The following is a 12,415-nucleotide window of genomic DNA, read 5'->3' as shown; positions in this document are numbered from 1 at the left end:
CTATCCCCTTCCCTTCAGCGTCCGCCTGGGCGAGGAGATGCTGCTGGAACGCGGCATGCCGCATTCGACCGGTCGATTCGGCTCGGCCAGTGTCCCAGCTTCGATATCGACCGGATCGGCGGCGACGCCAATGCAACCTTGGCGTCCGGAGACCTCGACGCGCTGACCGCCGCCGGCCTGACCGCGCTCGCCGCGCAGGATGCTTCGGACAAGCAGATCACGTAGGTCCAAGCGCCCTTCAAGTCGCTGACCGACCATGTATTTATCTCGCCCAATCTCGTGCTGTACGGCCGCTATTTCGGTCGTCCGCTCGACCGAACCTTCGAGCGGTTCCTGGAAGCGTCCGATCATCGCCCGATCCTCTTGTGACTGGCCGGGCGTACCGGCGAGCGTTGCGTCCAGAACCAGGTTACACGGGATTCCCACAGCCGGCACATCGCAGCTGGCCGCCTGGCAAAATCAAAGGGCTACCTTCTCACCGACGAAGATCGCGCGCGAGCCGCAATCATCGAGCCGCTGATGTGCCGGCAATCTGTGCGGCCCACGGGTCTGATCCGATCCGTTTTCTTAGTTCAGCTAAACGCCCGGCGATGCTGCCGAGGACGGGATAGTGGACATCGAAGGGTTTTATCCGCGTGCGGCAGGAGCATCGCTTTGTGATTAGCGCCATTGCTGCGTATTCGATGCTCTTCTCGACCGGGTTTGCCTGTAAGCACAGCCAAGCAGCGTGAGGGGCGGCCAAACGGATAACCAATCGTCGCTAGCCGGCATGCTCCAGTAAATAACACAAAGCGGTGTGCGCTTGCGCCGGTTGAAGGGCTTGGGGTTTTCCCAATAGGCGAGCGTTGCGACCTATGAAAGCTTCACAATCATTCGACTGTGACTGATTTTGCCAGGTTGCGTGGCTGGTCGAGATCTGTGCCCACGAAGACCGCCGTGTGGTACGCAAGAAGCTGTATCGGCAGCGAGAAGATCATCGGCGCGATAATCTCGTCGGTGGCCGGCAGCACGATCGTGTGCATCGTATCGAGTTTCGATGCGGCTGCCCCTTTTCCATCGGTGATAAGGATAATGCGCCCTCCGCGGGCGACCACTTCTTGCATGTTGGAGAGGGTCTTGTCGAAAAAGCGATCATGTGGCGCGATGACGATCACTGGCATGTTCGAGTCTATCAATGCGATAGGACCGTGCTTCAATTCACCTGCCGCATAGCCCTCGGCGTGGATGTAGGAAATCTCCTTGACCTTCAGCGCACCTTCCATCGCCAGTGGGAAATTTGTGCCACGGCCGAGATACAGGACATGATGAAACTTTGACAGTTCGCGCGACAGAAGCTCAATCTCCGGCTGGACGCTGTCCAGTACCTGCCTCATGAGGCGCGGCATTTCGGTGAGGCTCCCGACGAGCGCCTGCACCTCAGCTTCCGTCACTGTTCCGCGGGCCTTGGCTGCGTGGATGGCGAGTGCTGCAAGAGCGGTGAGCTGGCAGGTGAAGGCCTTGGTGGAGGCGACGCCGATCTCCGGGCCGGCAAGGATCGGGAAGACCACATCAGCCTCCCGAGCGATGGTCGATTCGCACGCATTGACAACGGCGCCTATTTTTAGCCCAAGCTGCTTGCAGTACCTCAGCGATGCCAGCGTGTCGGCGGTTTCGCCCGACTGTGAAATGAAAAGAGCCGCCGACTGCGGCGACAACGGGATCTCGCGATAGCGGAATTCGGATGCAACATCTATTTCGACCGGCAGGCGCGCATAGCGCTCGAACCAGTATTTTCCGATCAGCCCGGCGAGATACGCGGTGCCGCAGGCAGAAATCGCCAAACTCGGGATCCTGGCGAAGTCGATGCCAAATACCGCATCGGCGTCATTTTCTATGAAATTGGTATAATGACCGAGCGCATCGGCGATGACCTCTGGCTGCTCGAGGATTTCCTTCCCCATGAAGTGGCGATGGTTGCCCTTGTTGGCCAGAGTGGCCGCGGCCATGGAGGTCTGGCGCAGACGAGTGACGGGGTGGCCGTCGTAATCAAAGATATCGGCGCGCGTCCTGCCGACGACGGCCCAGTCGCCGTCGAGGAGATAGGTGATTTCATTCGTGAATGGAGCAAGCGCGATCGCGTCGGAGCCCAGGAACATCTCGCCGTCGCCATGACCGATCGCCAGCGGTGGTCCATTGCGCGCCGCAATGATGGTCGACGGATCATCCTCAAAGAGGATAGCAAGCGCATAGGCACCCCTGACGCTTTTCAGCATGACGTGTACCGCCTCACCACGCCCCATGCCCTCCCGGCGGTGTTTTGCCAAAAGATGCGCTAGGACCTCGGTGTCCGTGTCGGTTTGGAACTCGGTTCCCGTCGCCGCCAATTCGTCCTTCAGCTGGGCGAAATTCTCGATGATGCCGTTATGAACGACGGCCACACCGTCCGTAAAGTGCGGGTGTGCATTGCGTTCCGTCGGTGGCCCATGCGTTGCCCAGCGGGTGTGGGCGATGCCGATGGTGCCACTCAGCGGCTCTTCCTTCAGTCTCGCCTCGAGATTGACGAGCTTGCCCTCGGCGCGTCGGCGTTGCAAGGTGCCCTCGGTGATCGTCGCAATGCCGGCCGAATCATAGCCGCGGTATTCCAGACGCTTCAACGCGTGGACTAGGCGCTCCGACACCGGCCATTTTCCAACGATGCCAACAATCCCGCACATGTTCTTCTCCGAATTCTTACCGGCAGCCTCAGCGGACGCAGACGAGGGACGAACACCCGCCCTGGCGCGCGCTCAGTTAGAATGAAATCCAGCACGATTGGTAAAATCGATTGTTGGGATCGCTGTCATCCACGCTATGGATGGACTAACACTGCGGGTGGCGTGCAACGGGCGCGCTTTACCCGTCTAACTCGCGGCCCGACCCATCACTCCAATCGGCGCTTCATTCTAGGCCTCGGCCAAGGTCATCGCGCGACGTAAAGCAAAACTGCGGTAACGCGGTTTCGAACACTACAACGCCAGCCTGGTGGCGCTGGCATCGACGATAGTGCGCTAGGTTCACAACAGCATGACCAGATCATGGGGACCTTGTGGACCGCTAGCTTGCGGAGAACTGAGTGGCGTCACAGACACCGTAGGCTCCGGCCTGGATCTGCTTGAGCAGGGATTGATAAATTCGACGCGTCGCTCCCGTCCTGCGAGAGCCCTCCTTTTACTGGACCACTGAAAGGCTCCAAAAGTGGCAGTTTAGTTTAAACCAGTAGAATGCAATATTGGCTCGCAGTCAGGAAGCGATCATGACTGGTCGCGCCGCTGGCTGCAAAATCGCGAGCCAAGAAATTGCCATCGCCGGAGACGTTTCCGGTCGAGCGAACGGGTCCATGGCATCCGGCGCAAGATTATCAAGGGCTGAGAGAATGAATGCAGATCTCCATCAGTTGCTCATCGTCTTTGCTGCATATGTCATTGCCGCGGGGAGCCCCGGCCCGAGCAACATGCGCATCATGGGGGTTGCGATGTCGCGCGGCAGGGGTGCCGCGCTCATGCTCGCCTCTGGCGTCGTCAGCGGCTCGATCTTCTGGGGCTTTATGGCCTCGACCGGCATCTCCGCCCTCTTGGCCAGGTACGCCCAGGCACTGCTCGTGCTGCAGGTTTTCGGGGGGCTTTACCTGCTATTCCTTGCCTTCAGGGCGGGACGGTCGGCGCTTACGTCGAACGAGCAGCTGGCGGCGCGCGCCTCGGCCGACGAAGTCGCTCTTTCACGGGGTGAGCTCTATAGAAAGGGCCTCTTAATGCATTTGGCGAACCCAAAATCCGTGCTGGCATGGATCGCGCTCGTCACATTGGGCATCGGCCCGAATTCGTCGTGGCAGAGCATCGCGGCGATATTGGGTGGCTGCGCCGTCCTAAGTGTCACGATATTCTGCGGCTACGCCATTGTCTTCTCCACGCCGCCAATGGTGGCTCTATATCGCCGCTGTCGCCGCTGGATCGAAAGTCTGCTGGCGATGTTCTTCGGGTTCGCCGGGCTGCGCATGCTGCTTTCCCGTATGTAGTTTCGAAAGGAATGGATGATGACCTTGTTTCGTGGCCTGTCGGCGTTCCCCCTCACGCCAACCGATGCGAAAGGGCATGTCGACACCGAGGCACTGGCTCGCTTTCTCGAGCGTATTCAACACGCGGGAGCAGACTCCATCGGCCTTCTGGGGAGCACAGGCGGTTATGCTTACCTCGCGAGGGAAGAACGCAAGCGTGCTGTTCAGGCTGCCGTGGAATGCATCGGCGGCAAAACGCCCCTTGTCGTGGGTGTGGGTGCATTGCGTACCGACGAAGCTCAGGCTCTGGCGCGCGATGCAAAATCCGCTGGCGCTGACGGCCTGCTCCTGGCACCGATGTCCTACGTTCCCCTGAACGAGGACGAAGTCTTCCAGCACTTCGTCGCGGTTGCCGAGGCGGGGGAACTGCCTTTGTGCATATACAACAATCCAAGCACCACGCGCTTCATATTCAGCGACGCATTGATCGCCCGGCTGTCAGAGGTGTCCAACATCGTCGCCGTGAAAATGCCTTTGGCGACGAATGAGGATTACACGGGGGAACTGGCACGCTTGCGGTCGATGACGCCTGACACGTTCACAATCGGATACAGCGGCGATTGGGGCGCGGCGGATGCCCTACTCGCCGGATGTGACACCTGGTACAGCGTTGCGGCAGGTCTGCTGGCGGTCCCGGCGCTTGCGCTGACGCGTGCGGCGCAGTCCGGCGACGCGGTGGAGTCCACTCGGTTGAACCGCGCTTTCGAGCCGCTCTGGACGGTGTTCAAGCGCTACGGTAGCTTCCGCGTTATGTTCGTCGTCGCCGAATACCTCGGTCTGGCGCACGTCCAGCCACCGCGTCCAATTTTGCCGTTGCCGGAGGACGCCGGAGATGACATTAGGCAGGCACTGGAGAAGCTCGAGATAGCCGAGCACGGAGCATGCCCAGTGCAACTGCTAGATTAGGCAGCCGGGGCGCGGGCGTTCCGCGCACCAGAATTGGATCGCTGCTCAACACGACCTTTTGCCTTTGGCGATTATCTGGTTGACAAACCAAAAGGCTAAATAGGAATATAATCCTGACAGGCCTACCACGAGACCGGTAATTTCTGTGGGGTCAAATACGGGTTGTTAGGCTCGAGCATTCCATCATCATCGTTTTGATCGGAGACAAAGCGATGGCGGTGGAATGGACGGTTACGATCGAGGGGAAGAACGAGTTCGGCGACGTTTGTCGCCGGGTAGTCCGGATCGACAAGAGCTGGGAGCGCCTGTACGGCGGTGAGATTGGCCTGTCGATCGACGATGGCCGGAAGCTGGCGCGGCCCGACAGCTCGCGCACGGCATCGAGTTGCTGCAGCCGTTCGAGGGGTGGGAACAAGATGGGGTGGGGTCCACCCACTATTTGGCACATTTGATGCCGTCTGAGATGGGCGGCAACCACCCCATCTTGTTCCGACCCCAATATAGTGGCTAGCGGACTCGCGGACGTCTGCGAGGTGCAGCTTGATTACGCGATCGGCGTGGCCAGTCCGGTTTCTGTCATGGTCAATACTTTCGGGGCAGCAAGGGTCGAGGAAAGAAGGATCGAGCAGCTCATTCTGAGTTGTTCGATTTCAAACCGAAAGGCATTATCAAGATGCTTGATCTCTTACGCCCCGATTTACCGCAAGACCTCGACCTATGGTCATTTCGGTCGCGAAGAGCCCGAGTTCACTTGGGAGAGGACTGACAGAGCCGACGATGCGGCGCGAGGCGGGCTCGCCGCACCTTGATACCCGGCGCCAAAAGGACGCGCAACACCCTTCTATGACCAGACTTCGGCCGGCCGGCCTGGAAGAAAGCCGGGGTCGGTGGCGAACCAAGAAAGCCATTGATGGTGAAATGTGACCTGCTTTAAATCGGCGATGCCATTGTCGAAATCATCGCGCACGACCCGGACTTCCCCGAAAAGCCTGCATTAGCAAGTCGCGATGACCCTCGTCGACACCCTGCGCGCCGAGTTGCTGATTTGTGAGCATCACGATGCAGCCCGCATCTGACCAGATGTGGACGGCCTCCGCTCCCGGCATCGCAGTGTGCCAAAGTGTGGCTGTCGAAAGTCACATAAGGGAGAGCCGTCCATGGAGAAGATTACCACAATTGGCCTGGATATCGCCAAGCATGTCTTTCAGGCTCACGGGATCAATGGTGCCGACGCGAGCGTGAGCCGCCCAACACATGGTCTGTCGCCTCGGGAAAGCCAACTCGCCCAAGGGCTTTTCCGACCATTTAGGAAACAGATACGTCTCATCCAAACAATCGCTTTTACCAATCCAGGAGAACCCCGCATAGTCCGCTTCCGCGATGCCCTGCGTGCACGGAATAATCACCCGTTGAAAAAGCAAATTGCATGACCGCTATGGGTTCTGCGCGGAGATAGATTTGGGTGCCGACCTCGAATTTATTGGGCCGCGCCGGAGATCGACTAACCATCGGATTCGCCCTGATGACGAAAATGACTGCCTCGATGTTCCGACCTGAAGCTGGCGCAGCTTGAACGATTCGCCGGAGCAAACAAATGCAAGTTCTCGATTTTAATCAGATATCGCAGATCCTCGTGAAATCGCTCAAGCTAGTGGTGATCTTCGCCACCATTTGCGCCGCGCTGGAGTTCGCCTCTCCGGCCTATCGATACAGTCTTGCCTCATACGCTCGCGGCGCGCGAAATTGGCTGATTCGGCTCGGATTGGGTGCGTTTGTTTGGCACTTCTTCGCTGTTGGTCTGGCTTGGCTAGGAGTAAAGCCGCTGGTAACGATCAATTTCGCAACGGTGCTACACTCTGACAACGCAATCCTCAACAGTGGATTTGCGGTCCTTTCCGGGGTTTTAGTCGCGATTGCTGGCGATTTCTTTTACTATTGGATGCACCGCGCTCAGCATGCTGTTCCATTCCTCTGGCGACTTCACGCTACGCACCACTCGATCCGCGAATTGACGGCATGGAATTGCAATCATCACATCTCCGAACCACTCGTTTACGCAGCGCTGGTAGCACTGCCACTCGCTCTGCTCCATTTTGAATCTGGCGTAGTGCCCATCGTTGCCATGACGCTGATTACGTTCCAGGCCCATCTTTCGCACTCTAGTACCCGCATCAATCTTGGGCCGCTTCGATACATCATTGGCGACAACAAATTCCACCGCATCCACCACTCGATGGAACCGCATCACCAGCGCCGAAACTATGGGTTTTTCACAACCATCTGGGATTCGATTTTTCTAACGGCATACTGGCCAAAAAAGAATGAGTGGCCGGAGGTTGGCATGCGAAACCAGCCCGAGCCGCTGACCGCGCGGGATTACATTATGTTCCCATTCGATCGACGTCGCTGGCGTTAACTCAAAGTCGGGAATGCTGTGGAGGCCAGGGATTAGACGTGTAGAGGCCGACGCCTCAATCGAGACCAGTAATTTCTCCGGGGTCAGGCGGCGCGTAGAAGAGGCGTTTTGGGCCTGAATATTGGAGGCATGTTCAGTTCTGGCTGTCGGAAAGGCGCCCGCAGCCGGTTAAGAAGTTCGCCGTTAATCTCCGCTGCCCGGACCTGTATGAGCATATGCGCACAGTGAAGCGACCAGCGCATCTGCTGCTTCTTGACCATACGTTTCCCGACGACTGGGTTCACCGCCGACTCGGCGAGAGTGGTGGCGACGCGAAGCCCAGCCCGGTAGCAGATGCGGAGATTGGCGTATTTGTCTGTGTCAATCCGCCGACCGGACCAATGGTGCGCGAAGCCGCTACTTCACCTTCCGATGCGGCCCCACATCATAGAAGGTTCAAAGAATTCAGATCGTGACTATCGACCAACTCTTTCAGGCATATCCTGTGCACCTGCCGGGCATGCTGGATCCACCGGAAGCGATAGCTCCTACCCCGATACAGGGCAAGCGCGGGCGGAAACGTGCTGAAGGCCAAACGGAGATGCTGCGGGGGAAGACAAGGCCAAAGCGAAGGGAAATCGGTCTATTCGGCCCATAACAATCGAAGTGACGCGGTCGGACAATCGAAAGGCAAAAGCCGGATTATGGCTTTTCCGAACGCCGCCGGCGAGCAAGGCCTTTTAGCATCGGCGGTCATCTTTGGCGGAAGCCTTGACTTTAGAAGCACGAAGCGTGAACATCAGCCCAGTTAAAGACGCAGCGCCCCTGGCCGGCGTAAGCTTGTCAGAAATTTGTAGCATTCTTAGGACAACCGGTTCATATCTCGGACCCTGGAGTCAAACCCAGCAAAAGCGAAAAATTACAAGCTCGCCTCGGGGTTGCGGCGCGAAAACGCAATTGTGCTGTGTGCAAGTGCATCGAACAGGTCAGCGGCGGTCGCCGATGACACCGGATTACTTCTTTATGCGCTACCCCGCTCATTGGGCTGAACCTCCCTTCGCTGCCGGTTGTAAGAGATCTCTCCCCGCCCACGTGTCCATGGAGGAATGGCAGGATCAGGGCATTTTATCTGCGCAACGCAAGCTATTTTGCCTGGCCAATGCTGTGTGGCAGAACCGAATGCTTCCTCTGGAGCGATCGTCCCGCCATGCGTGACGAGACGGTTCGATCCTATTGCTGTCCCCGAACATCGACTTCCCGCCTGGTGATCACGAGCTCCCGCGCATCGAACCGCCTCGCCGAGGTGGATCAGTAGTCTATCGTTGGTTAGGTATTCAGCAGCCTGCTAGGCGCCCGTCGCCACGTGCGGACGACGCCACGCATTAACCGGCGGGCAGATGCGCCGAGGGCAACAACGGCGCTTGACGCAACGCCGCCAGATCAGCCGAGCCGGTGCAGAAGCACGCGACTGCCAACTGGCGGATGACGATCTCGAAATGCGCGACAACCGCCTCGGTGGACACCGTCGCCGCGCGCAGCACGCCGGCCGCCTGCCCGGCGAAGTCCGCGCCCAGGCGGATGGCCTTGGCCACGTCGCCGCCGTCGCGGATACCGCCCGACGCGATCAGCTTCACCGTTGGCAGCGCCCGACGTACCGCCTGCACGCTTGCAGGGGTCGGAATCCCCCAATCGGCGAACGCCATCGCCACTGCACGGTCGGCGGCATCGCGGGCGCGCTCGCCCTCCACCGCGGCCCAACTGGTGCCGCCGGCGCCGGCGACATCGATCACCGCCACGCCCGCCTCGACGAGCGCAGAAGCCACCGAGGCGGACAGGCCCGACCCCACTTCCTTGGCCACGATCGGCACGCCCACGCTGCGCGCGGCGCGAGCGATCTGCGCCAGGACGCCGCGCCAGTCGCGGTCGCCCTCCGGCTGTACCGCCTCCTGCAGCGGATTGAGATGAACGATGAGTGCATCGGCCTCCAGCGCATCCACCGCCCGGCGCGCCAAGTCTAGGCCGTCGGCCTCGCGCAATTGCGCGGCGCCGATATTGGCCAGCAACGGGATGTCTGGGGCCAGGCGGCGCAGCGCGCGCGTCAGCCCCTGGGAGTTGCGGGATTGCAGGCTCACGCGCTGCGAACCGACGCACATGGCGATCCCTAAGGCTTGCGCTGCCTCGCTCAGATGCCGGTTGATGGCGTCGGCGCGCGGCATGCCGCCGGTCATGGAGCTGATCAGCAGCGGCGCGCGCATGGTCCTGCCCAGCAGCGAGGCGCGCAGGTCGATCTGCGTCAGGTCCAACTCGGGCAATGCGCAGTGTTCGAAACGGATACACTCCCAGCCGGCGGCGACCGTGGCCGGCGCCGTTCGCCGATCCAGCACGATGCCAAGATGGTCGTCCTTGCGCCGGCTCAGGACGGTGTCGTTCATGCTCGCTCCATGCGTCGCATCTGGCGACGGCGCGTTGTGTCGGATCGGACCGACGGCAGCATGCACAGGCCGCCGCCTCCCGCGCGTTCAAGCCGGCCCATGCTGGCCTCCCCCCGCAGTGTCCCTGCGGTAGCGGGTGGCCGAGGTCTGGTAGAACTGCGCGCGGATGGCCGCCATGGCTTCGATCAACGGTCCCCACGGTGCGGGAAAGCGTGCTTCCGCCATCACTCGGTGCAGCATGCGCGTATGGCCGGCCAACTCGTCGTTGAGGAACTTCACCACAGGCATAGCCGGATAGCGCTGCAGCAGCAGGATCGCCGCGTTGTCGGCCTCGCCGGCCGACCTGTCCTTGTCGCGTCCATGCAGATCGTTCTGCAGGCGCCCTATCGCGGAGATGAGCCGCAGGGCCTGGCGAAACGCCGGACGCGCGCGCAAAGTCGCCATGTCCAGCCCCCACAACAACGACAGGCAACACAAAACGTTCCTGTAGGCGATCGAATCGATGCCGTTGTGCAGGTACTCGGCGTAGGACCAGCGTTCCGCCCCTGCCGCCTGCGCGCCTCCGGCGCGCAGCGCCGCGCAGTAGCACCGGGTATCGTCGAGAAGCTGAGCATAGTCGCGACGATCGTAGGCGAGCGCGGCCAGCGAAGCGCTTAGCACAGCGCAGCCCTCGAATCCGGGGAGTGCGCACGGCACGCCCTGCCCCAGCGCCTGCTCCACCGCGGCGAGCTGCTCTGGCGCGATCAGGCCAAGGTCGTTGCAATCGTCGAGCCAAAACAGCAGCGCCAGTTCGCGGTAGAACGCCACGATCAGTGTTTCGTCCTGCGGATCGCGACCAGTGCGGGCGCCGGTGTCGCGCAGGCTCGGGTCGATGCGCTGCAGGATGTACTGGCCGCCCCTGACCGCTTCCACGGCATGCTCGTCGGCGAACCCGATCAGGGAACGCCCCCACTCCAGCACCTGCTGCAGCGCGCGTTCGGTCTGGATCATGGCGCCGCTCCTACTCCCTCGGCCAGGACGCGCCGCCCCCAACGAAGCGCCAGCCACAACCCGGCGAGTTCGGCCACGCGCACAACCCGGGTGGGGCAATACAGTTCCTTGCCGATCCACAGCGGCATCTGCGGCAATGCATGCGCCGCATGGCGGGCGAGCATCCACTCCAGCGCATGCGCCACAGCCTGCGCGATGCGCCGGCGCCCTGTCGGCTCTTCACTCCCGTCCATCACGTGCAACGCGAACAGCGCATAGGCGGTTTCCTCGAATGTGGACGCGCGACCGGCGCCCCAGCCGCCGTCGTCGCGCTGCGCCTGCAGCAGCGCCGCCAGCGCGCGCTCGTCGCGCCACTGGGGCTTGCCTTGCGCCAGCGCAGCGACCGCATGCGCGGTGGGATACAGCCAAGAAACGTGCCATTTTTCGTTGTCCCATAGGCCGTGCGGGTTGCGATTGGCCTCGACGTAGGCGCTGGTGCCGGCGGCGGGCTTTCCCAACAGTCGCAACGCATGCAGGGCATGGATGTTGGTCGACACCGAAGCATTGCGCTCGCCGGGGAAGGTGACGAATAGCTCGCCGATTTCGAAATGGCGCAACGCATCAACCGCCGGGTCGCGGCCTGCAAGGCGCAGGACGCACAACGCAACGGCGGTGTCGTCCGCATCGGCCGCGAAGTGCAAGGCCGGGCCCAGACCGCGCACGCCCAAGCGGGCGTCGAGCTGCGCGACGATCACGCGCACCGCCTCGGCGAGCGCGGGATGCGCGAATAGCCCGGCCAGATGCAGGGTGTACAGCGACCAGCATGGCTCGAACACATTGATCGGCCAGACGCTGGGAACGACACCTTCGATGCCGCTGCGCGTCGCCCGCGATGCCGCCTGCAGATACGCGTCGGCGCACCCGACCTGCGGCCTGCTCCCCTGTGTCACGGCCTGCGCACGCCACGCGGCGGTGGCCGCCGGACTGATGCCGATGCTGCCGTCTTCATCCGGGCATGCGGTGGTCGGCGACGTCCCCCAGGCTTCCCAGGAGTGCAGCAACGGATGGCCGCTCGGCAACGTCGCCACCGCCCCCAGCTTGACCAGGCAGGCTTGCCGCAACGGCAACAGCGCCAGGTGGCGCGGAAACGCCACGCCGCCCAGCAGGGAGGAAGCCTCGCCGCACAACTGCGGCAGAATCAGCTCCGCGCCGATCGGCGCATCTTCCGGCACCGCATGCGCGTAGGGATCGGGCTGGCGCTCGAGGAACCGGGTTGCAGCCTGGACTGCGTCGGCAACGCCGGGAAGAGGGTCGGCGCGCTGCAATGCCAGCAACGCCGCCCACGTGGGCGCATGGCGAAACAGCGGGAAATCCGCGCTTCCCCATCCGCCATCGGCCTGTTGCTGCGCGATCAGCCAGGCGTATGCGTCCTGCCGACCGGTGACGTTGCCGTGGAAATGCAGAGCTCGCGCCGTGTCGTAGACGGACGGACCGACGCTGCCGCCGTCGCTCATCTCGCTCAGCAGGTGGCGCAATTCGGAAAGGATCTGTTCGGACGGCGCGTTCACGCGGGATGGTCCTTCTGCAAACGGTTGACGAGGATTGGGCAGACGCCGCGCACCTGGCCGCAGCCCCGTCGCGTCC

Annotated in this window: 10 protein-coding genes and 2 pseudogenes; 5 read left to right on the top strand and 7 right to left on the bottom strand. The window is 61.5% G+C overall.

What is annotated here, in order from left to right; translation table 11 throughout:
• Entirely contained in the window at positions 1-351 is a 351-nt protein-coding gene (locus tag A9K66_RS31235) for a hypothetical protein (protein ID WP_245307572.1), read from the bottom strand.
• Between the two features lie 24 nt (positions 352-375).
• On the opposite strand from A9K66_RS31235, the pseudogene A9K66_RS31230 reads away from it, so the two are divergent.
• Positions 376-712 (top strand): annotated as a pseudogene (locus tag A9K66_RS31230) (coproporphyrinogen III oxidase); the annotation flags it as partial.
• A 157-nt stretch (positions 713-869) separates the two neighbouring features.
• On the opposite strand, the gene glmS reads toward A9K66_RS31230, so the two are convergent.
• Positions 870-2,693, bottom strand: a complete 1,824-nt coding sequence (gene glmS, locus A9K66_RS16940) for a glutamine--fructose-6-phosphate transaminase (isomerizing) (protein ID WP_067325654.1) — start codon at positions 2,691-2,693, stop codon at positions 870-872.
• A gap of 698 nt (positions 2,694-3,391) precedes the next feature.
• Between glmS and A9K66_RS16935 the strand changes: the two genes are divergently transcribed.
• Entirely contained in the window at positions 3,392-4,030 is a 639-nt protein-coding gene (locus A9K66_RS16935; protein WP_067325651.1) for a LysE family translocator, read from the top strand.
• Positions 4,031-4,048: 18 nt separating this feature from the next.
• Positions 4,049-4,975, top strand: coding sequence for a dihydrodipicolinate synthase family protein (locus A9K66_RS16930; RefSeq protein WP_067327008.1), 927 nt, complete (start codon positions 4,049-4,051; stop codon positions 4,973-4,975).
• Between the two features lie 841 nt (positions 4,976-5,816).
• Here the strand turns inward: A9K66_RS16930 and A9K66_RS31505 are convergent.
• On the bottom strand, positions 5,817-5,942 hold the full coding sequence (locus A9K66_RS31505; protein ID WP_280944368.1) for a hypothetical protein: 126 nt from the start codon (positions 5,940-5,942) through the stop codon (positions 5,817-5,819).
• 190 nt (positions 5,943-6,132) lie between these two features.
• Between A9K66_RS31505 and A9K66_RS29645 the strand changes: the two genes are divergently transcribed.
• On the top strand, positions 6,133-6,405 hold the full coding sequence (locus A9K66_RS29645) for a hypothetical protein (RefSeq protein ID WP_082953937.1): 273 nt from the start codon (positions 6,133-6,135) through the stop codon (positions 6,403-6,405).
• 164 nt (positions 6,406-6,569) lie between these two features.
• A complete protein-coding gene (locus A9K66_RS16915; protein ID WP_067325643.1) occupies positions 6,570-7,391 on the top strand; it encodes a sterol desaturase family protein in 822 nt (273 codons plus the stop codon).
• Positions 7,392-7,474: 83 nt separating this feature from the next.
• Here the strand turns inward: A9K66_RS16915 and A9K66_RS31225 are convergent.
• The 4 genes and pseudogenes from A9K66_RS31225 to A9K66_RS16900 form a co-directional block, all read right to left on the bottom strand.
• A pseudogene (locus A9K66_RS31225) lies at positions 7,475-7,720 on the bottom strand (hypothetical protein); the annotation flags it as partial.
• A 1,032-nt stretch (positions 7,721-8,752) separates the two neighbouring features.
• Positions 8,753-9,802: a type 2 isopentenyl-diphosphate Delta-isomerase gene (gene fni, locus A9K66_RS16910; protein ID WP_067325640.1), complete on the bottom strand. Its 1,050-nt coding sequence runs from the start codon at positions 9,800-9,802 to the stop codon at positions 8,753-8,755.
• Between the two features lie 87 nt (positions 9,803-9,889).
• A complete protein-coding gene (locus A9K66_RS16905) occupies positions 9,890-10,792 on the bottom strand; it encodes a hypothetical protein (protein ID WP_067325635.1) in 903 nt (300 codons plus the stop codon).
• Positions 10,789-12,339 (bottom strand): hypothetical protein, encoded by a 1,551-nt coding sequence (locus A9K66_RS16900; protein WP_067325632.1) that lies wholly within the window; start codon positions 12,337-12,339, stop codon positions 10,789-10,791. Before A9K66_RS16900 ends, A9K66_RS16905 begins: the two co-directional genes overlap by 4 nt.
• Positions 12,340-12,415 lie beyond the last annotated feature (76 nt).

The sequence above is a fragment of the Mesorhizobium sp. AA23 genome, from assembly GCF_001672435.1.
Classification (GTDB): Bacteria; Pseudomonadota; Alphaproteobacteria; order Rhizobiales; family Rhizobiaceae; genus Mesorhizobium.
This window is presented reverse-complemented; position numbering and strand designations above follow the sequence as displayed.

Bases quoted from the DNA above. Each gene is read 5' to 3' on its own strand.
- A9K66_RS31235 (WP_245307572.1), bottom strand. From the start codon at position 351: ATGATCGGACGCTTCCAGGAACCGCTCGAAGGTTCGGTCGAGCGGACG.
- glmS (WP_067325654.1), bottom strand. From the start codon at position 2,693: ATGTGCGGGATTGTTGGCATCGTTGGAAAATGGCCGGTGTCGGAGCGC.
- A9K66_RS16935 (WP_067325651.1), top strand. From the start codon at position 3,392: ATGAATGCAGATCTCCATCAGTTGCTCATCGTCTTTGCTGCATATGTC.
- A9K66_RS16930 (WP_067327008.1), top strand. From the start codon at position 4,049: ATGACCTTGTTTCGTGGCCTGTCGGCGTTCCCCCTCACGCCAACCGAT.
- A9K66_RS29645 (WP_082953937.1), top strand. From the start codon at position 6,133: ATGGAGAAGATTACCACAATTGGCCTGGATATCGCCAAGCATGTCTTT.
- A9K66_RS16915 (WP_067325643.1), top strand. From the start codon at position 6,570: ATGCAAGTTCTCGATTTTAATCAGATATCGCAGATCCTCGTGAAATCG.
- fni (WP_067325640.1), bottom strand. From the start codon at position 9,802: ATGAACGACACCGTCCTGAGCCGGCGCAAGGACGACCATCTTGGCATC.
- A9K66_RS16905 (WP_067325635.1), bottom strand. From the start codon at position 10,792: ATGATCCAGACCGAACGCGCGCTGCAGCAGGTGCTGGAGTGGGGGCGT.